The following is a 20,982-nucleotide window of genomic DNA, read 5'->3' as shown; positions in this document are numbered from 1 at the left end:
TACGAAGCGGGACAAGAGCGAGGAAATCGTTCTCGGGCCGCCGCCACCTCCGAAGTCGTGATCTGAAAGATCGCCACGCCATCACGTCAGAATGCTGAAATGGTGCCGCCATTTGTCTACACGGGGGTGGCATCCCGTGTAGTTTTTGGAGAAGGCTGCCCGAAAACTGCTAGCCAACGTTTTGGGCTGGCAGCCGCCAGCCAGGAAAGAGAACAGGACAGCCGGCATTCCGCGCGTGCGGGAAACGGCTGCTCTTCGCGGTGTTCACACAAAACAGGCTGAAGTCCATGAACAAGTCACTCTCAATCGAAGCACAAGCAGCATTCGTTTCCGGCGGCAATCGCAAGCGCATCGCATTCATCCAGGCGTGCTGGCACCGTGATATCGTTGACCAGTGCAAGAACTCGTTCCTGAACGTCATCAAGGAATTTGGTTACGCTGCCGACGATATCCACCTGTATGAAGTGCCCGGCGCATTCGAGATTCCGCTGCACGCGAAACGACTCGCGCAGAGCGGCCGATATGCCGGCATCGTCGCGGCTGGGCTCGTCGTCGATGGAGGCATCTATCGCCATGAATTCGTCGCTCAGGCCGTCATTTCGGGCTTGATGCAGGTCCAGCTTGAAACGGGCACGCCGGTGTTTTCTGCAGTTCTGACGCCGCATCACTTTCACCACAGCAAGGAACATGTCAAGTTCTTCACCGATCACTTTGTCGTGAAAGGCGCAGAAGTAGCACGAGCTTGCGGCGACACCGTGCTTAAACTTGCCTTGCTTGAGTAAAGCTCAAGAGGCCGTGGAAATCTCCTGCGGCCTCTCTCAACTAGCAGAGGAGATGAACATCTCGCTATCGACGTTCACAATCTGCCCCCGTGATGTATGGCCGAGGCGCTGAGCTGGCAAAGCCGCCCGCTTGAGGCGATGTATCCGGTCGTCTTCTTCGACGCGCTGCGGGTCAAGATCCGCGACGACGGCGTGGTCAGCAACAAGGCCGTCTATCTGGCCTTGGGCATTCAGGCCGACGGCCAGCGCGACGTGCTGGGCCTCTGGATCGAGCAGACCGAGGGGGCCAAATTCTGGCTCAAAGTGTTCAACGAACTGAAGACGCGCGGCTGCCAGGACATCCTGATCGCCGTGGTCGATGGCCTGAAAGGATTGACTGAGGCCATCGGCGCGGCCTATCCGCGGACCACCGTTCAGACCTGCATCGTGCATCTGATCCGCAACAGCCTCGAATACGCCAGCTACAAGGACCGCAAGGTGCTCGCCGCAGCGCTGCGCCCGATCTACGCGGCTGCCAGCGAAGAGGCGGCACGGCAGGCGCTGCAAGACTTCGCCGACGGACCTTGGGGCGCAAAGTACCCGACGATCGTGCAGTCCTGGCAACGCGCGTGGGAGCACGTCGTGCCGTTCTACGTGTTTCCGCCGGAGATTCGACGGGTCGTTTATACGACAAACGCCATCGAGAGCCTGAACATGCAACTGCGCAAGATCATCAAGACCCGTGGCCACTTCCCGAATGACGAGGCGGCCATCAAGCTGCTCTGGCTGGCGATGCGCAACGTACTGGCCAAGACCGTGCGGTCCGCATTCGACTGGAAATCAGCAATGAATCAGTTTGCTATCCTGTTCGGAGAGCGATTTATGTAGGCGCGTGGGTAACACGTTGTTCAACCGCCTCGCCCACAAAAATGCGGACAGGTTCGCAGGTCTTCCCAAGGCAGCGCCGGATGATGCTTAATCTGCGAGCGCTTCTTCGAGCGTGGCAACACCAGTTGGAGGTGGTCGACGTACCAGGCAGGGTTGCCGCCGGTGCGGTGCCCCATCACGGTCTCCGCGTCGAGGATCGCCTTGATGCGCCCGCGCACCCGCCGTGCGGTCTCGGCCTTTTTCGTCCAGATCGGCTGAAGAATGCACACAATCATCGCGGTGTCGATGTTGCGCACCTGCACATCGCCAATAACGGGATAAGCGTAGGTCGCCAGTGTATTGCCCCACTGCTGGACGTGCTTACGGTTTCGCCATTCCGGTTCACGCGCACGGATAAACGCTTCAGCCGCCTCACGGAACGTTACATTGGCATCGACCGAGATTTCGAGCCGTCGCCGATGCTGTTCTTCACGCCGGGCGAGGATGGGATCGATCTGGTTGCCGACCATCTCGCGATATCCCGTAGCCAGCTTCCGCGCTTCACCAAGCGAAACCCGCGACAGCGGTCCAAGGCCCATTTCGCGCATGCGACCATCAAGCTTGAAGCGAAACACCCATGAGCGCGCACCGCTGTCTGCAATCTGCAGGTAGAGGCCGCCACCGTCCGAGTAATGCCCGGGATTCACCGCCTTCGGGACGCGCAGCGCGCTGAGTCGATGCAATTGTCGTCCCGCCATATCGCCCTCCTTTCCTACCCACCAAACCCACGCCGCTACCCATATTTCATGGGGAGATTGTGCGGAGCCGAGGCGGAAGTCGCAAGCATGCTGTTACCCACAAATCGCTTTGAAATCAGCGACCTACGGCGCGTTGACGGAAGTCGCCGGAATGCGCGGGAAGCCATGACTGGCGGAAGGCAGCAGGAGTCGAACCTACCCGGGAGTGTCCGACACCCCCAACTGGATTTGAAGTCCAGCCGTACCACCGGATACGAATGCCTTCCGTGGGAAAAAGAAACCGAAGAACGACGAGCGCCTACGCCTGAATACCCGCCCAACCGCTGTCAGGCCGCAGGTAGTGAAGATCGCGGTGGAAGCGAGTATACCCAACCCGATCGAAGAACTCGAGAATCTGGATCGCGCGCTTGCGACCGAGCCCCGTCGCGTCGCGGAACGTCGCCGCATCGAGCCCGCCGCGCGACGGCGCGAGATGCGCAACCAGTTCCGCCAGCTCGCGCGCGACGTCCGCATGATAGAACAGGTCGCGCACGACCTGCTGCACGTCGCCGCGCCGTGCGAGCTTGCGCAGCAGCGCGCGCACCGCGTCCTCGGCCGTGCCCGTATCGCGTGCCAGGTCGCGCACCCACGGCGGATCGAAGCGCCCCGCGTGAATCAGCGGCAGCAGTTGCCGCGCCAGCGCTTCCTCGCGCGGATCGAGACTCACCGAATGCGACGGCAGATGCAACCACGGCCCGCTGCGCACGACTTCGCCGCCGGACACCAGCGCGTCGACGAGCGCGCGCCACAGCGCATCGCCAGCGAGCGGCGCGGCCATCCGCCGCAAGCGTGCGGCGTCGAGCCCCTGCTCGTCGGGCATGCGCTCGTGATACGCATGCAGCGTATCGACCGCCCGCGTCTGCAACGCACGCCAGTGCGCATGCGAAATCACCGCGCCTTCGTTCGACGCGGCATCGCGTTGCCCGATCGCCAGCGCATCGCCGGGCAACGCCAGCACATTCGGCGCGAACCCCGTCAGATGCGTGAGCGTCGCGCGCGCAATGCCGAGCGGGGCCTGCGCGAGCAACGCATCGACGCGCCCTTCGTCGAGCCACGCCGCGAGCGCATCGAGCCACGCGCGACGCGCGGGCGTGCGGCGCTTGCGGGCCGGCCCGAACGGATCGAGCACCCGGCCGCCGCCGACGGTGCGCGTCGCCTGCGGATTGCGGACGATGAAGCGGTCGCCCGGCAGCGCGAACACCGGCTCGTCGAACACCAGTTGCACGCGCATCCGCTGGCCGGCCGCGAGCGTGTCGCCGTCGAGCAGCGCGACGTGGGCCACACGATGCAGCGTGCCGAGATGCACATGCAACGGCGCCCAGTGGGTCAGCGTCAGCCCCGCGTCCGCGAGCAACGTCAGCTCGACGTCCAGGCGCGGCGACGTCGCGACGAGCCGCGCGTCGGCGACGGTGTCGCCACGCTCGACGTCGGCCTTGTCGACGCCGGCCAGGTTCAGCGCGCAACGCTCGCCCGCGCGGCCGGCCTCGACCGGCCGGTTCTGCGCATGAATGCTGCGCACGCGGGCCGCGCCGCCCGTGCGCACGATCGCGAGCGTGTCGCCCGTCGCGACGCGGCCCGCGAACGCGGTACCCGTCACGACGGTGCCCTGCCCGGCAAGCGTAAACACGCGATCGACCGCGAGCCGGAACAGCCCGTCGTCGCGACGCGCGCGCCATGCGATCGCCGCGTCGGCGAGGTGCTGCTTCAACGCGGCGACGCCCGGATCGTCTGCAACGGTCGCACGCGTTTCGACAATCGGCACGCCGGCCAGCGTCGAGTCGTGCAGCCACGCGGCGATCTCGTCGCGCACCTCGGCGACGCGCGCGGCATCGACGCGATCGCATTTCGTCAGCGCGACGGCGCCATGCGTGACGCCGAGCAGTTGCAGGATCGCGAGATGCTCGCGCGTCTGCGGCATCACGCCGTCGTCGGCGGCAATCACGAGCAGCGCGAAGTCGATCCCGCACGCGCCGGCCGCCATCGTGTGAATCAGTTTTTCGTGGCCCGGCACGTCGATCAGGCCGAGCACGTCGCCGTTGTCGAGCGGCGTATACGCATAGCCGAGCTCGATCGAGATGCCGCGCGCCTTCTCTTCCTTCAGGCGATCGGTGTCGACGCCCGTCAGCGCGCGCACGAGCGTGGTCTTGCCGTGGTCGATGTGCCCCGCGGTCCCGACGATCATGCGGCGGGCCCCGCGAGCGGCACGCATTGCGCGACGAACGCCGCTTCGTCGGCCGCTTCGAGGCAGCGCAGGTCGAGCCGCAACGCGTTGTCGGCGATGCGGCCGATCACCGGGCGCGGCCATTCGCGCAGCCGCTTCTCGAGCTGCGCGAGCGCGCGACCGTTGCGCTTGCCGTCCGCCGAGCGCACCACGAGCCCCGCGCTCGGCAACTGGTCGACCGGCAGCGCGCCGCTGCCGATCTGGCTGAACATCGGCTCGACGCTCACGTCGAAACCGCTGCCGAACGCAGCCTGCAACGCCGGGCGCACGCGTTCGGCCGCCTCGGCGATCTCGCGCTGCGGACGCGTCAGCAGGCGCAGGGTCGTGAGCCGGTCGCGCAGGAATTCGGGCGACTGATACAGGCGCAGCACCGGTTCGAGCGCCGCGAGCGTCAGCTTGCCGACGCGCAGCGCGCGCTTGAGCGGATGCTTCTTGATCTTCGCGATGAGCGCACGATCGCCGACGATCAGGCCGGCCTGCGGGCCACCGAGCAGCTTGTCGCCGCTGAACGTGACAACGTTTGCGCCGGCGGCGACGGTTTCCTGCACGGTGGTCTCGTGCGGCAGGCCCCATTGAGACAGGTCGGCCAGCGTGCCGCTACCGAGATCGACGGCGACCGGCACGCCGTGCTCGCGCGCGAGCGGCGCGAGTTCGGCGAGCGTCGCCTCCTTCGTGAAGCCGCTGATCGCGTAGTTGCTGCAGTGCACCTTCATCAGCAGCGCCGTGCGCGGGCCGATCGCATTCGCGTAGTCGCGCAGATGCGTGCGGTTGGTCGTGCCGACCTCGCGCAGCTTCGCGCCGGCGCGGCTCATGATGTCGGGAATGCGGAATGCCCCGCCGATCTCGACCAGTTCGCCGCGCGATACGACGACTTCCCGTTTCGTCGCGAGCGCCGACAGCGTCAGCAGCACGGCCGCCGCATTGTTGTTGACGACGGTCGCCGCTTCCGCGCCCGTCAGTTCGCACAGCAGAGCGTCGATCAGGTCGTCGCGATCGCCGCGGCGACCGGTGGCGAGATCGAACTCGAGATTGACGGGCCGCGTGAGCACGTCGACGACCGCGCGCACCGCCTCGTCGGGCAGCAGCGCGCGCCCGAGGTTCGTGTGCAGCACGGTGCCGGTCAGGTTGAACACGGCGCGCACCGCGCCCGCGCTCTGCGCGGCCAACGTATGCGAGACGGCAGCGGCGATGCGCGGCTCGTCGAGCGGCTCGGCCGCGGCGGGATCATGCTGCGCGGCCGTGCGCCAGCGTTCCAGTTCGGCCCGCACGGCATTCAGCACGCGCGTGCGGCCATAGTCGGCGACGAGCGGCTGCAGCGGCGCCGACGACAGCACGCGCTCGACCGACGGCACACGCGCCAGCACGGCATTCAGTTCATTCACACCCGGTTCGGTCACGTCGTTATCGCTCCAGTCTCATGCTTCGCAGTCGGCCGGGCCGACGCTCGCGCACCGCCCAGGCCCGTAGCGTCAGTCCGCTTCCCGCGACACGTCCGGCCACAGCAACGGGTTCGGCGAACTGCGCTGGTAGCCAGCCTCGTTCATCAGCAGGTCGAGCGTGAGGCTCGCGAGATCGTCCGCCAGCGGCTCGAACTCGTAGTCCTTCTCCTGATAGCCGATCTTGCGATAGGTCTTGCATTCGTCGCACGATTCGGCCTTGACGGCTTCGCTGCCGCCTTCGATCCCGTGATACGCGATGCCCTTCGTCGAATCGCAGTGCGAGCACTTGGTGCGCACCATGTGCCACTCGGTCGTGCACAGCCCGCATTGCAGGAAACGGTAGCCCTGATACTGGCCGCCGACCCGCACGACGCTCGCGACCGGATGCGTGCCGCACACCGGGCACAGCCCCGGCTGGTCGAGATACGGAACGTCGGTCGGCGTCACGCGGCTCGCGAGGTCCGTCCACACGACCTGCAGCGCGGCCATCAGGAACGGCGCGGTGGCCGGGTCGACCTCGGCGAAGCGCAGCGCGAGGATCGCGTCGGCTTGCGCGTCGAGTTCGGCCGGCGCCATCAGGCGCAACCGGTCGAGCAGCTTCGCCAACTGCGGATTGACGAGCCCGGCGCTTTCGACGCGGTCGAGCAGTTCATACAGCACGGCGCGCCAGCGCGAATCGCGCTCGCCGTCGAGCGCCGGCACGAGCGGCATCGAATGTTCCTGGGCGCGTGCGATTGCTTCCTTCGACGGCAGCGGCAACTCCAGCGTCTGCAGCGTCGCGTGCTGCGCCTCGGCGACGGTGGCCATCAGCCGCAGGTAGCCGCTGATCGGGTTCAGGTCGGCCAGCTTGCGCAGCCGCGCGGCGCGCGCCGCGAACGCGGTCGCGCGCTCCGGCAGGCGAAAGCGCGGAATGGCCGAATGATCGAGTGCCGAGATCTCGGTCGGCTCCAGAATGCGTTGTGTCACGAAAATATCTTCCAAAAAAACAAGCGCCGACGAATCGGCGCTTTCGGGCGATTCCTGCGGTTGGCAGAACGATACGCCGCAATCGGCGTACCGCCCCGCGCCGCTGCGTTACTTCACGCTTTCACGGAACCACTTCGGGTGATGCTTGCGGGCCCAGCCCAGCGTGACGGTGCCGCGCACCATCGCGCCGATCGAACCCTTCACCCACAACGCCGCGTAAATGTGCACGATGATGCTCGCGATCAGCACGAAGGCCGCCACGGCATGCACGACAGCGGCCGCGCGGATCACCCCGATCGGGAAGTAGAACGAGAAGTAGCGCCGCCAGATCACGATTCCCGACAGCAGGAGCAGCAGCAGGCACGCCACCAGCGTGAAGAATAGCAGCTTCTGCCCGGCGTTATAGCGCCCGACCGGTGGCAGCTTGTCTTCCTGGTTGGTCAGCACGTCGCCGATCTGCTTGAGCCACTGCCGGTCGTCCGCGTCGAGCGCATTGTGGTGCCAGAAGCGCACCACGAGAATCGCGAACGACACGAACATCACGAGGCCGACGAACGGGTGCAGAATCCGCGTCCACTGGCCGCCGCCGAACAGCGCGGTGAGCCAGAACATCGACGGATGGAACAGCGCGAGCCCGGACAACGCGAGCAGCACGAACGTGATCGCGGTGATCCAGTGGTTCGTGCGCTCGTTCGGCGTGTAGCGGACGATCAGGTTGGGGTCGTCGTGGTTCATTTCGCGTCCTCCTTGATGCGTCGCGCCTCGTCGCGGGCGGCGGCTTCCTCGTCTTCGGTGACCTCGTTCGGACCGACCCGCGTGTAGTGGAAGAACCCGGCCAGCGCGGTCAGCGCGAGGCCGGCGACCGCCAGCGGTTTGGCGATGCCCTTCCACAGCTTCACCATCGGGCTGATCGACGGGTTGTCGGGCAGGCCGTGATACAGCGACGGTTTGTCCGCGTGGTGCAGCACGTACATCACGTGCGTGCCGCCGATGCCCTGCGGGTCGTACAGCCCCGCATGCTCGAAGCCGCGCTCCTTCAGGTCCTCGATCCGCTCGGCCGCGTGCTGCTTCATGTCCTCCTTGGTGCCGAACACGATCGCGCCCGTCGGGCAGGTCTTCACGCAGGCCGGTTCCTGGCCGACCGCGACGCGGTCGGAACAGAGCGTGCACTTGTACGCGCGATGATCCTTCTTCGAGATCCGCGGCACGTTGAACGGGCAACCGGTCACGCAGTAGCCGCAACCGATGCAGTTCTCCTCGTGGAAGTCGACGATCCCGTTGTTGTACTGCACGATCGCGCCCGGCGACGGACACGCCTTCAGGCAGCCCGGATCCTCGCAGTGCATGCAGCCGTCCTTGCGGATCAGCCACTCGAGGTCGCCCGCCGGGTTCTCGTATTCGGAGAACCGCATGACCGTCCACGAATGCTCGGTCAGGTCGGCCGGGTTGTCGTACACGCCGACGTTGGTGCCGACTTCGTCGCGCAGGTCGTTCCACTCCATGCACGCCGTCTGGCATGCCTTGCAGCCGATGCACTTCGATACGTCGATCAGCTTCGCGACGCTCCCGGTCACCGGTTCGCGCACCGTGGGCGGTGGCGTCGTGGTGGCCGAGACCCGCTTGATATCCAGCGATTGCAATGCCATCTCTTTCCCCTTACGCCTTTTCGACCTTCACCAGGAACGACTTGAATTCCGGTGTATAGGAGTTGCCGTCGCCCACGGACGGAGTCAGGGTATTGGCGAGATAGCCGGGCTTCGTCAGACCCTTGAAGCCCCAGTGCAACGGGACGCCGACCGTCTGGACCTTCTTGCCGTCGATCGTCAGCGGCTTGATCCGCTTCGTGACGAGAGCGACCGCGACGATGTAGCCGCGCTTGGACGACACCTTCACGCGCTCGCCATGCGCGACGCCGACTTCCTTCGCGAGGTCTTCACCGATTTCGACGAATTGCTCGGGCTGGATGATCGAGTTCAGCCGCGCATGCTTGGTCCAGTAGTGGAAGTGCTCGGTCAGCCGGTACGTGGTCGCCACGTGCGGGAAATCCGCCACCTTGCCGAACGACGCGCGGTCGTCCGCGAACACGCGGGCGGCCGGGTTGTTCAGCGCCAGCGGGTTGTCCGGGTGCAGCGGGTTCGCGGCGAGCGGCGTCTCGAACGGCTCGTAGTGCTCGGGGAACGGACCTTCGTTCATCGCCGCACGCGCGAAGAAGCGCGCGACGCCTTCCGGGTTCATGATGAACGGATTCATCCCGTTCTCGGGCGGTTCGTCGGCCTTGAAGTCCGGCACGTCGGCGCCCTTCCACGCGCTGCCGTTCCAGCCGATCAGCTTGCGGGTCGGGTCGAACGGCTTGCCGGCAACGTCGCACGACGCGCGGTTGTACAGGATCCGCCGGTTCGCGGGCCACGCCCACGCCCAGTTCAGCGTCTGGCCGATGCCGGTCGGATCCGAGTTGTCGCGCCGCCCCATCTGGTTGCCGGCCTGCGTCCACGCGCCGCAGAAGATCCAGCAGCCGCTCGCGGTCGTGCCGTCGTCCTTCAGTTGCGCGAACGCGGCAAGCTGCTCGCCCTTCTTCACGAGCGTCTTCGCCGGGTCCTTCGGATCGGGCAAATCGGCGAGCGCTTTCCCGTTGAACTCCATCGCCAGTTCTTCGGGCGTCGGGCTTTCCGGGTTCGCGTACGGCCAGGTCAGGTTCACGATCGGGTCAGGGTACTTGCCGCCGTCCTTCTGGTACAGCTTGCGCATGCGCAGGAACAGCCCCGACATGATCTCCAGGTCGCTCCGCGCTTCGCCCGGCGGCTCCGCGCCCTTCCAGTGCCACTGCAGCACGCGGCTCGAACTCACGAGCGAACCGTTTTCCTCCGCGAAGCAGGTGGTCGGCAGACGGAACACCTCGGTCTGGATCTTCGACGCATCGACGTCGTTGTAGTCGCCGTGATGCTTCCAGAACTCGGAGGTCTCGGTCGCGAGCGGATCCATGATCACGAGCCACTTCAGCTTCGCGAGGCCCGCCGCCGTCTTCACCTTCGACGGCGCGGCCGCGAGCGGATTGAAGCCCTGGCAGATGTAGCCGTTCATCTTGCCGGCATTCATCAGCTCGATCGCCTGCAGCAGGTCGTACTGCTTGTCCAGCTTCGGCAGGTAGTCGTACGCCCAGTTGTTCTCGGCGGTGGCCGCGTCGCCCCACCACGACTTCATGAAGCTGACGTGGAACGCCTTGTAGTTCTTCCAGTAGCTGAGCTGGTTCGGCCGCAGCGGTTCCTGCGCGCGCTTCTTGATGTACGCGTCGAAGTCCTGCTCGGCCTGCATCGGCAGCGTCATGTAGCCCGGCAGCAGGTTCGACATCAGCCCGAGGTCGGTCAGCCCCTGGATGTTCGAGTGGCCGCGCAGCGCGTTCATCCCGCCGCCGGCGATGCCGATGTTGCCGAGCAGCAGTTGCACCATCGCGCCGGTGCGGATGATCTGCGCGCCGATCGAGTGGTGCGTCCAGCCGAGCGCGTACAGCACCGTGCCGGCGCGGCCGGGAACGGCCGTGGTCGCGAGCATCTCGCACACCTTCAGGAACTTGTCCTTCGGCGTGCCGCAGACCTGCTGGACCTTGTCCGCCGTATAGCGCGCGTAGTGCTGCTTCAGCAGGTTGTAGACGCAGCGCGGATGCTGCAGCGTCGGGTCGACCTTCACGAAACCGTCGTCGCCGCGCTCGTAGTCCCAGCTCGACTTGTCCGGGTACGCATGCTTCTCGGCGTCGTAGCCGGAATAGATGCCGTCGTTGAACGCGAAGTCCTCGCGCACGATGAACGAGAAGTCCGTGTAGTTCTTCACGTACTCATGCTGGATCTTGTCGTTCGTCAGCAGATAATTGATGACACCGCCCAGGAAGACGATGTCGGTGCCGGTGCGGATCGGCGCGTAGTAATCGGCCACCGAGGCCGTACGCGTGAAGCGCGGGTCGACGACGATCAGCCGCGCCTTGCGGTGCGCCTTCGCCTCCGTTACCCACTTGAAACCGCACGGATGGGCCTCGGCTGCATTGCCGCCCATCACGAGAATCACGTCCGCGTTCTTGATGTCGACCCAATGGTTCGTCATCGCTCCACGGCCAAACGTCGGGGCAAGACCTGCCACCGTCGGGCCATGTCAGACACGCGCCTGATTGTCGAATGCGAGCATCCCGAGACTGCGGATGGTCTTGTGCGTCAGGTAGCCGACCTCGTTGCTGCCCGCCGACGCGGCCAGCATGCCGGTCGTGAGCCAGCGGTTGACCTTCGCGCCGTCTTCGGCCGTCTCGACGAAGTTCGCGTCGCGGTCGGCCTTCATCAGCTTCGCGATGCGGTCGAGCGCGTCGTTCCACGAGATGGGTTCCCACTTGTCCGAGCCGGGTGCACGATACTCGGGGTGCGTCAGGCGGTTCGGGCTGTGGATGAAGTCGATCAGGCTCGCGCCCTTCGGGCACAGCGTGCCGCGATTGACCGGATGGTCGGGATCGCCTTCGATGTGGATGATGCTCGGCTGTGCGTTCTTCGCGCCGTCTCCGAGGCTATACATCAGGATGCCGCAACCTACTGAACAATAAGGACAGGTGTTGCGCGTTTCGACGGTGCGCGCCAGTTTGTACTGTCGGACTTCGGCCAGCGCTTCGGACGGAGAAAAGCCCATCAGGGCAAGACTCGATCCGGCAAGCGACGTGGCCGTCACCTTCAGGAACTGGCGCCGGGACATTTGTAGCATGGCGGTCTCGGCGTTATTGTGGGGTGGGGTGCAACTGAAAGGAATTATAGACAGTTCAGGCAACTATGATCGAATCCTCGGATCAATACCGATTTGTCCGATTAACTTGCGATCCAACTGCGATGATCCGCGTTCCGCGCGCAACCGACCCGTCATGAAACGACAGATCACTTCCGAAGCCACCCGTCTCGCCCAGCAGCAGGCCAACTGGGCCCTCACCGCGTTCAAGCGCTTCTCGTCCGACCGCTGCTCCGCGATGGCCGCGGGCATCGCGTTTTTCTCCGCGTTCTCGCTCGCGCCGACCCTCGTGATGGTGATCGCGGTGGCCGGCTGGTTCTACGGCGACGACGCCGCGCGCGGCCAGGTGTTCGAACAGGCGCACCAACTGATCGGCGACGACGCGGCGGCCTCCATCCAGACGATCGTGCAGAACGCGCACCGCGCGGGAGAGCGCGGCGGCCTCGCCACGCTGATCTCGTTCGCCGCGCTCGCGATCGGCGCGTCGGCCACCTTCGCGTCGCTCAGCGCGGCGCTCAGCGTGATCTGGCCGGCCACCGAAAGCCGCTGGTCGAGCATGCTCGGCCTCGTACGCGTGCGGCTGATCTCGTTCGGGCTCGTGCTCGGCGTGGCGTTCCTGCTGATCGTGTCGCTCGTGCTCGACACCGCGATCACGTTCGTCGGGACCTGGCTGCTGGGCGATTCGCCATATGTGGTCGTCACGAACATCGTGCAGTTCTTCGTCGGCATCGCGGTGCTCGCGGCCGCGTTCGCGGCGCTGATGAAATTCCTGCCCGATGCGCGCGTCGCGTGGCGCGACGCCGCAGTCGGCGGCATCGTGTCCGCGATCCTGTTCTCCGGCGGCAAGAAGCTGTTCGCGCTGTATCTCGCGCATGCGGGCACCGCGAGCGCGTTCGGCGCGGCCGGATCGTTCGCGGTCCTGCTGATGTGGCTGTACTTCTCCGCGATCGTGCTGCTGCTCGGCGCGGAATTCGCCGCGGCCCGCGGCGACGCCCATCGGCCGGCCGCGGGTTCGGCGCCGGAGGCGTCCGCTCAAGCCGCTCAACCCGGTCAGGCCGATCACCGCCCGCGCGACGACTGATCGACCCACCGCCTGAAAACGGCCGCGCATCGATCTCGCGCGGCCGGCATAACCGCCCGCTCATTTGCAACTGTCGTGTCTGCCTCGCGTTCGCGCCGTGTCGGCGCGCGCTTGCCATGGCGTCGTGCTCCCACCTGCAACCGCAAACGTTTGCACGCCCTCGTTTCCGTGTCGCAACGGGCTGAAACAAGGAATCTACCGCCATGCGCATCAACTATTGAAACAATCGCGGCGCAGCAATTGTCAACTGTTTCATAAACAGGAACAGTTGCTGATGTGCTTGATCTATATGGACTTTTTCCCGTTGTTACCTTTTCGAGACACTTTATTTTTTGAGCTTTCTTGCGTGTATGGCACTGAGCTATTCTCCAATCCGCAACAAATAACGATGAATCACTTGCGTGGAGAAACTCAACGATGAAGAAACTTGCTCTCTCGACCCTCTCGCTCGCCCTGCTGGGCGCCGCTGGTGCTGCCCAGGCTCAGTCGAGCGTGACGCTGTACGGCGTGATCGATACGTCGATCACGTACGTTCACGGTAACGCCGGTCAAGGTAACAATTCGTGGTCGATGGGTAGCGGCAACCTGCAAGGCAGCCGCTTCGGCCTGAAGGGTTCGGAAGACCTCGGTGGCGGCCTGAAGGCGATCTTCCAGTTGGAAAACGGCTTCAACTCGGCAACGGGCGCACTGGGCCAAGGCCAGCGCATGTTCGGCCGCCAGGCATTCGTCGGCCTGCAAAGCGACCAGTACGGTACGCTGACGCTGGGTCGCCAGTACGACCCGCTGGTCGACCTGGTTCAGGCAGTCACGGCTGACAACTACTTCGGCAGCGTGTTCGCCACGCCGGGCGACGTCGACAACAACGACAACAGCCTGCGCGTCAGCAACGCGATCAAGTACACGTCGCCGGTGTTCGCCGGCCTCCAGTTCGAAGGCATGTACGCGCTCGGCGGCGTCGCCGGCTCGACCGGCAAGGGTCAGACGTGGGCGGCAGCTGCAGCCTACAACAACGGCCCGCTCGGTGTGGCTGCCGGTTACTTCCACGCGAACAACGCTTCGGCGCTCACGGACGGCAAGCGCGGCGGCTGGACCGGTACGTCCGACGCAATCTTCGACGGCGACTCGGGCACGACCTTCATCAACAACGCGTTCACGTCGTCGACGTCGATCGGCATCGCGCAAGTGGCAGCCCAGTACGCATTCGGCCCGGTGACGGTCGGTGCCGGCTACAGCAACGCCCAGTACAAGGCTGACGGCGCGTCGACGTTCGGCACGAACCAGAAGTACAACACGGGTCGCGGCTTCGTCACGTACCAAGCATCGGCACCGCTGCTGCTGGGCCTCGGCTACATCTACACGAAGGGTAGCGGCGACAACAACGCCAAGTACCATCAGGTTTCGCTCGGCGCGGACTACTCGCTGTCGAAGCGCACCGACGTGTACCTGGTTGGCGCATACCAGCACGCAAGCGGCCACAACGCCGACGGCAGCGATGCGCAAGCGGCGATCGGCTCGTACGGCATCGCCGGCAAGAGCTCGCAGGAAATCGTCGCACTCGGCCTGCGTCACAAGTTCTAAAAACGAAGTATCCGGTGTGCACGGCGTCTTCGACGCCTTGCCGCCGACCTGGAAAGCCAGCCCGGTTTCGGCCGCGGCTGGCTTTTTTTCGTCCGTCTCCGGCAGGCGAGGCCGACATCGCCGGCAGGGCCTCCGCGCCGCAGCCGGGACCCGACACAGGTCCGCGGGCCGGCAGCGGCGCCTGGCGGCTGCAATGCATCCGCAACACCGTTTCCGGGGTCCGGAGAGGTCGCCGCTTCTCCGTTGAGCGACTACCATCCGCACAGCCGGCCCTGCCCAGGTCCGACCGACGCGGGATTTGTTTACGCCGCGTGTCGATTCCGGCGGGCGTCGTCCGTCGTATCGATGGCGGCACAGGTTTGCCCCGCACCCATACAGACAGGAGACTCGTCATGACGATTCAGAAGATCACGCCTTTCCTCTGGTATTCGACGGAAGCCGAAGAAGCCGCGGCCTTCTATGCCGGCATCTTTCCGGATTCGCGCATCGTGCGCGTCACGGCGGTGCCCGGCACCGACGGCACGCGAATGGTCGAATTCGAGTTGTTCGGGCAGCCATTCCTTGCGATGAGCCACCCGCGCACGGAGGCGTTCAATCACTCGATCTCGCTGCTCGTCAGCTGCGCGGACCAGGCGGAACTCGACCGCTACTGGAGCGCCCTGCTCGACAACGGCGGCACGGCCGACGGCTGTGGCTGGCTGAGGGATCGCTACGGCGTGTCATGGCAGATCGTTCCGGAAGCGCTCATCCCGATGATGGCCGACCGCGACGCGGTCAAGGCGGGACGCGTGGCCGCCGCGATGATGCAGATGACGAAGTTCGACGACGCCGCGCTGAAGGCCGCCTTTGCGGGCACCGCAGGCTGACGACAGGCGTCCGGCTGCGCATGCGCGATGCCGCGCCGGATCGTCTGCCTATATTCGGCTCGACGGTTCGCGCATGCAGCCGGCACCACCGCGTTCGCTATCCGTGGCAGGCGGGCCGTGCGCCGCTCACGTGCTTCGTCGGCGGCCGCTGCTACGCCGACAGCATCGACTCGATCGCGCGCCGCGCGTAGCCGATGAATTCGGCCAGCGGCTCGTCCGACACGGTCGTCGTGCCCGCTTCGTCATCGAGATAGGCAGCACGCGCAGCCGCTACGACCGGCCGGTGCGCGTCCGGCAAGCGCGCCAGCACACACGTCGCGGCGACGTCCTTCGGCGCGATCCTGCCGGTCGCGGCGCTGTACCAGATGCGTGCGAGCGCGAGCACGTCGCGCGCCGAAATGCCGTTCGATTACGGCGCGTGCGGCGGCGAGCTGTGCGGCGATCTCATGCGGGATGAAGTTGGTCAAGGCGGCAAACCTGGCGAGACGCTCGCAACGGAACGCGAAGAAACGACACCCGGGAAGCACTATCGCGCGCGGCGACTTCCCCGATCCCGATTCGCCGACGACGCCGAGCGTTTCGCCCTAGCGCACCGATACCGACACGCGTCGCGCGAACGAAGCTCGCCGCTCGGCGACAGGGACGCCGATGCGCGACATACGATCCTCCGCGCGTCATGCGCGGCGCAATAAAAATCCCCGCACGCTTTCGCGTACGGGGATCTCGGGACATCGCAGCGGCTGCCGACATGCATTCGGCAGTCGCTGCGCGGCATTACGCTGCCGCGTCCTTCAGCTTCTTCAGCGCACGTGCCTTCACGCGCACGCTGGCCGGCTTCGCCGGGAACCAGCGCTCTTCGCCCGTGAACGGATCCTTGCCGAAGCGCTTCTTCTTCGCCGGCACGACTTGCGCCGTGATCTTCAGCAGACCCGGCAGCGTGAACTCGCCTGCGCCCTTCTTGTGAACCGAGCCCAGCACGACGTTCTCGAGTGCGACGAGCACTGCCTTGACCGCCTTCACTTCGACAGCTGCGCGCTCAGCGATGTGCGTTGCGAGCGATGCCTTCGTGAACTTGTCCTTCAGCGGCGTCGGAGCAGCCGGTGCTGCCTTTGCGACAGCCTTCTTGGCCACTACTTTCTTCGCGGGCGCAGCCTTTTTGGCAGCCACTTTCTTGGTCGCCGGTGCGGCAGCCTTCTTGGCCACCTTTTTTGCGGAAGTCGCCATGTTTCTCCTACCAGGTGTGGTCGTTGGATACACGAAGCGTGCAACGCGCGCGCTTCAACGCCGGATTCTACAAGCGCCTCGACGCTTCGTGCAGTACTTTTATGCGTTTTCGCGGGGTTTCCCGCAGGTTTTGTTGCGCGCGACAGACTTCGTCGACGCTCGAGGGTCTAAAAACACCTTCACGTATGGGCCCAAACGAGCCCGAACGCGAATTACGTTCGATATTTGCGCACCTATACTGGGCTTGCTCAATGCCCGGATGCCTCCATGCGCGAAGTCAGATACGTCAAAGGACTCGACGGCCTGCGAGCCCTCGCCGTCATCCTCGTTTTCCTGTCCCACAAGGGCCACGTCCTTGCCGTCGACGTCGGCAAGCTTGGCGTGTGGACGTTTTTCCTCATCAGCGGATTCCTGATCGTCGGCGAGCTGCATCGCAACCGCCAGGCGGTCGAGCGCGGCGCCATGACGCGTCGCCACGCGCTCGCGCTGTTCCTCGCGAAGCGCGCGCTGCGGATCTTCCCCGTCTACTACCTGCTGCTCGCCGCGCTCGCGATCGCGCACGCGCTGTTCTACCAGCGCGGCGTCAACCTCGGGCTCGCATGGCACGCGGTGTTCCTGTCGAATTACTGGATCGGCGTCGTCAAGGACGGCTGGCCGGGCTCAACGTCGCACTTCTGGAGCCTCGCCGTTGAACAGCAGTTCTATCTGATCGCCCCGCTCGCGCTGCTCGCGGTGCCCGCCGCGCGACACGTCGCGCTCGGCATCGCGGCCGTCGCGCTGTGCGCGCTCGCGCATCTCGCGCTCTACCTGTCCGACGCGTCGCCGGTGCTGATCTACGCGTTTTCCCCGTGGAATTTCGCGTTGATCGCGCTCGGCGGCGTCGGTGCGATGGTGCTCGCCGATCGCGGCGCGGCCGCCGCGCGCCGCGTGCCGCCCGGCTGGCTCGGCGCGGCCGGCGTCGCCTTCTTCCTCGTGCTGCCGGCCTGCACCGCGTTGCCCGATGCGGTCGCCGGGCTCGCGGATCTCGGCCTGTCGGTGTCGCTCGGCGCGCTGATGCTGTGGATCGTCAGCGCACCCGAGCATCCCGCCGTCGCGCTGCTCGACTGGGCGCCGCTCGCGTATCTCGGCACGATCAGCTACGGCTTCTACCTGTTCCACAACCTGATTCCGGCCCGCTTCGGCGCGCTGCCCGCGTCCTTCGCGCACGTGCCGATGCCGGAAATCGTCCGCGACGCGCTGCCGGAAATGCTGCAATTCGCGCTCGCCGTGCTGCTCGCGCACCTGTCCTGGCGTTATCTCGAAAAACGGCTGCTCGACTTCAAGAAGCCGATCGCCGCGATGCTGGCCCGGCACTTCGCCGCACAGCCGAGCACGTCGCCGCGCTGAGCGGGGCGCGGCGGCAACCAGGCCGGAACGCACCGATACCGGTGACGCCCGGCGGCCAGCGGTATGGCAGCCGATGCCGCGTCGTCGCGCGACACTCGCCTGCATGCCGCGGCACCCGTGCTACCCGCGCAACCCCTCCACCGATCCGGTCACGCGACGAATGCGTCGGCACCGGTTTCGCGCGCGACGCTCCGCCTCATCGGCCTGGTTCGCCCGTCGCGAGCCACCGCCGTCCGCCCGCCGGAGGTGCGGCATCCACACGTCGCGCAGCATGCCCGTGCGCCCGCCAAAAAACAAAAAAGCCCCGGCGCGCGAGCGGCCGGGGCCAACGGAACAACCACCACCTGAAACGACGAAGCGCGCGGCCGCTTAAGCGACGGCAGCCAGCGCGGGCAAGCAGGTACGCAGGTACGCCTCGAATTCGCGGCTCACCTCCGGGTGCTGGAGCGCGAGCTCGACGGTGGCCTTCAGATAGCCGATCTTGCTGCCGCAGTCGAAGCGCGTGCCGTAGTAGCGATACGCGAGCACCTGTTCGTTCGCGAGCAGCGACTGGACGGCGTCGGTGAGCTGCAGTTCGCCGCCCGCGCCCGGCTTGAGCTTGCGCAGATGATCGAAGATCGTCGGCATGAACACGTAGCGGCCGACCACGCCGAGATTCGACGGCGCATCCTCGGGCGCCGGCTTCTCGATGATGCCCGACAGCTTGATGATGTCCTCTTCCCACTCCCGGCCTTCGACGACGCCGTACGAGCGGCTGTCCTCGCGCGGGATCGTCTCGACCCCGATCACCGAGCTGTGATAGTGGTCGAACACGTCGACGAGCTGCTTGAGCACCGGCTGTTCGCCGTGCAGCAGGTCGTCGGCGAGGATCACCGCGAACGGCTCGCCGTGCACGAGCTTCTCCGCGCACAGCACCGCGTGGCCTAGACCGAGCGCTTCCGGCTGGCGCACGTAGAAGCAGTTGACGTGGCTGGGCTTGATGCCGCGCACGAGCTCGAGCAGCTTTTCCTTGCCGCGCGCCTCGAGCTCGGCCTCGATCTCGTACGACTTGTCGAAATGATCCTCGATCGCGCGCTTGCTGCGCCCGGTGACGAAGATCATCTCGGTGATACCGGCGTTGATCGCTTCCTCGACCGCGTACTGGATCAGCGGCTTGTCGACGACGGGCAACATTTCCTTCGGGCTCGCCTTCGTTGCCGGGAGGAACCGCGTGCCGAGACCGGCAACGGGGAACACGGCCTTGGTGACTTTCAACATGTTCGCATCCTGATAGCGTTGACTGCGCCGCGTCGACCCGCGACCCGGCGCGATTGTGTTCCGATCGGCATATCGAGAATCGGCGGCACTGCCAATTCCGCTCCGCTCATTTTCGATATGAACTGATTGCCCAATTATTCCCGGAAAAAATATAATCGTTTCAATCCGGTCGATATTGCCGAACCGATTCCCGGGACAGAAACAAATTACCGATTTTCCGGATACAAATTCTTACGATTCGAATTCCTCGATATAGGGCACGCCGCCCCGCTCGAGGCCCGGGCGGATCGGTTCGTTCTTCAGCGCCTCGCGGTACGCCGACAGCACGGCCATGACCAGCAGTACTGCAGCGCTCGCGATCCAATGCATGTCCATCTTGCCGCTCCTTGCATCAATCAACTGGAGCTTCAAACTATCAGAAAAAAAATCGGCAAATAATTCGCGCTCTTCGAGGGACCGCTTTCAGGCCGCGATAAACCCATGATGTGGAATAGCGATATTTCCGGGCAAGATTTTTTTATTCATTGACCGAATTCTTGCGCATTACGATTGGATGAAACTTCCCGTCCATCCGTCGCAAGGAATCGAATCGCATGCAAGCTTTCAGCGGATCGTCTCTGGCCGCGCCGCCCGTCGCCGACCACAAGGAACACGTGATCGACGCGATGCGCGGCTTCGCGGCGCTGCTCGTCGCCTATTTCCACTGCCGCCAGGTCGTCTGGGTCGGCATGCAGAGCTTCCATCACGCTTACGGTCATGCCCTCAGCCCGGGCGCGATCGCCGGCTACCTGACCTTCCCGTTCGCGTGGGGCTCGGCCGGCGTCCCGATCTTCTTCGTGATCAGCGGCTACTGCATCCACCGCAACGCGGCGCTCAAGCTCGCGGCCAATCCCGCGTACCGGCTCGACGCGCCGAACTTCTGGCTGCGCCGCTTCGCGCGCATCTACCCGGTGCTGCTCGCGGCACTGCTGTTCACGCTCGCGCTCGACGCAGTCAGCCTGCAGATCGAGCCCGTCAGCCACAAGATCCGCGACGTCGGCCTCGTCGCGTTCCTCGTGAACCTGTTCTCGTTGCAGGGCGTCGCCGGCTACACGTACGGGTCGAACGGCGCGTTGTGGACGCTGTCGCTCGAAGTGCAGTTCTACGCGATCTACCCGCTGCTGTTCGCGCTGCGCCGGCGCATCGGCATGCCGGCCGTCGTGGCCGCGGTCGCGCTCGTCAACGTCGCGTCGGCGTGGCTGCTCGAACGGCACGACCTGCAATTCTTCACGTCGTACTGGCTGTCCTGGACGATCGGCGCATGGATCGCCGACGTGCGCGCGCAGCAGTCGCGCGGCACGGCCGTCGTGCCGTCGCGCGCGTGGTACGTCGCGGCCGCCGCACTGCTCGCCGCCGGCTGCGGCGCATTCCATTTCGGCCAGTACGGCGCGTTCCAGCTGTGGTCGGCCGGCTTCGCATGCTTGCTGTACCGCGCGCTCGCCCGGCCGCCGCGCGCGACGCCGCCGCTGCGCGTGCTGAGCTGGTTCGGCGACTTCAGCTACTCGCTGTACCTGATCCACCTGCCGCTGTTCGTCTGCCTCGGCTCGGTGCTGTTCCACTCCGAACTGCAACTGTCGATCTGGCCGTCGTTCGCGTTCATGGCCGTCGCGGTTCCGGTCGCGTACCTGTTCTACCGGATGTTCGAACGGCCGGCGATGATGTGGTCGGCCAGCTTCAAGCCGACCCGCACCACCCGCGTCGTCGCGTCGACGCCCGAACAGGCTGCCTGACGCGGGCCGGACGGCTCGACCGGC

Annotated in this window: 18 protein-coding genes, 1 tRNA gene and 1 pseudogene; 8 read left to right on the top strand and 12 right to left on the bottom strand. The window is 65.4% G+C overall.

The features are described from left to right. Positions 1-287: 287 nt before the first annotated feature. Positions 288-782 carry a 6,7-dimethyl-8-ribityllumazine synthase gene (locus CFB89_RS20420; RefSeq protein ID WP_089469404.1) on the top strand — a complete coding sequence of 165 codons (495 nt, stop codon included), beginning with the start codon at positions 288-290 and terminating at the stop codon, positions 780-782. A gap of 96 nt (positions 783-878) precedes the next feature. Further along, positions 879-1,649: pseudogene (locus CFB89_RS20415) on the top strand (IS256-like element ISBcen18 family transposase); the annotation flags it as partial. 20 nt (positions 1,650-1,669) lie between these two features. On the opposite strand, the gene CFB89_RS20410 reads toward CFB89_RS20415, so the two are convergent. The 8 genes from CFB89_RS20410 to fdnG all read right to left on the bottom strand — a co-directional run bounded on the left by CFB89_RS20410 (position 1,670) and on the right by fdnG (position 11,779). Then, complete coding sequence (locus CFB89_RS20410; protein WP_256979718.1) at positions 1,670-2,386, bottom strand: integrase arm-type DNA-binding domain-containing protein; 717 nt, start codon at positions 2,384-2,386, stop codon at positions 1,670-1,672. Between the two features lie 170 nt (positions 2,387-2,556). Continuing rightward, a tRNA-Sec gene (locus tag CFB89_RS20405) sits at positions 2,557-2,652 on the bottom strand. Between the two features lie 32 nt (positions 2,653-2,684). Beyond that, positions 2,685-4,607, bottom strand: coding sequence for a selenocysteine-specific translation elongation factor (gene selB / locus CFB89_RS20400; RefSeq protein ID WP_089469403.1), 1,923 nt, complete (start codon positions 4,605-4,607; stop codon positions 2,685-2,687). After that, complete coding sequence (selA, locus tag CFB89_RS20395) at positions 4,604-6,043, bottom strand: L-seryl-tRNA(Sec) selenium transferase (protein ID WP_089469402.1); 1,440 nt, start codon at positions 6,041-6,043, stop codon at positions 4,604-4,606. The genes selB and selA overlap by 4 nt, the downstream gene beginning before the upstream one ends. A 72-nt stretch (positions 6,044-6,115) precedes the next feature. Next, positions 6,116-7,051, bottom strand: coding sequence for a formate dehydrogenase accessory protein FdhE (gene fdhE, locus CFB89_RS20390; RefSeq protein ID WP_179233486.1), 936 nt, complete (start codon positions 7,049-7,051; stop codon positions 6,116-6,118). Positions 7,052-7,159: 108 nt separating this feature from the next. Next, positions 7,160-7,786, bottom strand: a complete 627-nt coding sequence (locus CFB89_RS20385) for a formate dehydrogenase subunit gamma (RefSeq protein ID WP_027805740.1) — start codon at positions 7,784-7,786, stop codon at positions 7,160-7,162. Then, positions 7,783-8,697: a formate dehydrogenase subunit beta gene (gene fdxH, locus CFB89_RS20380; RefSeq protein WP_089469400.1), complete on the bottom strand. Its 915-nt coding sequence runs from the start codon at positions 8,695-8,697 to the stop codon at positions 7,783-7,785. The genes CFB89_RS20385 and fdxH overlap by 4 nt, the downstream gene beginning before the upstream one ends. Before the next feature lie 10 nt (positions 8,698-8,707). After that, positions 8,708-11,779, bottom strand: a complete 3,072-nt coding sequence (gene fdnG / locus CFB89_RS20375; RefSeq protein WP_144030137.1) for a formate dehydrogenase-N subunit alpha — start codon at positions 11,777-11,779, stop codon at positions 8,708-8,710. Positions 11,780-11,933: 154 nt separating this feature from the next. On the opposite strand from fdnG, the gene CFB89_RS20365 reads away from it, so the two are divergent. From CFB89_RS20365 to CFB89_RS20355, 3 genes are all read left to right on the top strand, one after another. Further along, the gene (locus tag CFB89_RS20365) at positions 11,934-12,878 is read left to right on the top strand and encodes a YihY/virulence factor BrkB family protein (protein ID WP_089469398.1); all 945 of its coding nucleotides are present in this window, start codon (positions 11,934-11,936) and stop codon (positions 12,876-12,878) included. Between the two features lie 417 nt (positions 12,879-13,295). Continuing rightward, positions 13,296-14,456, top strand: a complete 1,161-nt coding sequence (locus CFB89_RS20360; RefSeq protein WP_089469397.1) for a porin — start codon at positions 13,296-13,298, stop codon at positions 14,454-14,456. A 392-nt stretch (positions 14,457-14,848) separates the two neighbouring features. After that, complete coding sequence (locus CFB89_RS20355) at positions 14,849-15,322, top strand: VOC family protein (protein ID WP_027782646.1); 474 nt, start codon at positions 14,849-14,851, stop codon at positions 15,320-15,322. Positions 15,323-15,473: 151 nt separating this feature from the next. On the opposite strand, the gene CFB89_RS20350 is transcribed toward CFB89_RS20355, so the two are convergent. Next, positions 15,474-15,707, bottom strand: a complete 234-nt coding sequence (locus CFB89_RS20350) for an aminoglycoside adenylyltransferase domain-containing protein (RefSeq protein ID WP_373559869.1) — start codon at positions 15,705-15,707, stop codon at positions 15,474-15,476. Positions 15,708-15,720: 13 nt separating this feature from the next. Here CFB89_RS20350 and CFB89_RS34390 point away from each other — a divergent pair, with 13 nt between their 5' ends. Beyond that, positions 15,721-16,014, top strand: a complete 294-nt coding sequence (locus CFB89_RS34390; protein ID WP_144030136.1) for a hypothetical protein — start codon at positions 15,721-15,723, stop codon at positions 16,012-16,014. 82 nt (positions 16,015-16,096) lie between these two features. Here CFB89_RS34390 and CFB89_RS20345 read toward each other — a convergent pair whose 3' ends face one another. Next, positions 16,097-16,546, bottom strand: coding sequence for an HU family DNA-binding protein (locus tag CFB89_RS20345; protein ID WP_011548077.1), 450 nt, complete (start codon positions 16,544-16,546; stop codon positions 16,097-16,099). Positions 16,547-16,813: 267 nt separating this feature from the next. Here CFB89_RS20345 and CFB89_RS20335 point away from each other — a divergent pair, with 267 nt between their 5' ends. Continuing rightward, positions 16,814-17,932 (top strand): acyltransferase, encoded by a 1,119-nt coding sequence (locus CFB89_RS20335; RefSeq protein ID WP_089469394.1) that lies wholly within the window; start codon positions 16,814-16,816, stop codon positions 17,930-17,932. Positions 17,933-18,301: 369 nt separating this feature from the next. On the opposite strand, the gene galU is transcribed toward CFB89_RS20335, so the two are convergent. Further along, a complete protein-coding gene (galU, locus tag CFB89_RS20330; RefSeq protein WP_011548079.1) occupies positions 18,302-19,189 on the bottom strand; it encodes a UTP--glucose-1-phosphate uridylyltransferase GalU in 888 nt (295 codons plus the stop codon). Between the two features lie 231 nt (positions 19,190-19,420). After that, positions 19,421-19,564, bottom strand: a complete 144-nt coding sequence (locus CFB89_RS34995; RefSeq protein WP_006479318.1) for a hypothetical protein — start codon at positions 19,562-19,564, stop codon at positions 19,421-19,423. Between the two features lie 218 nt (positions 19,565-19,782). Between CFB89_RS34995 and CFB89_RS20325 the strand changes: the two genes are divergently transcribed. Then, on the top strand, positions 19,783-20,958 hold the full coding sequence (locus tag CFB89_RS20325) for an acyltransferase (RefSeq protein WP_089469393.1): 1,176 nt from the start codon (positions 19,783-19,785) through the stop codon (positions 20,956-20,958). Positions 20,959-20,982 lie beyond the last annotated feature (24 nt).

It is taken from the genome of Burkholderia sp. AU16741, assembly GCF_002223345.1.
Lineage (GTDB): Bacteria > Pseudomonadota > Gammaproteobacteria > Burkholderiales > Burkholderiaceae > Burkholderia > Burkholderia sola.
The sequence above is the reverse complement of the archived record's forward strand: the minus strand, read 5'-3'. Positions and strand labels throughout refer to the sequence as shown.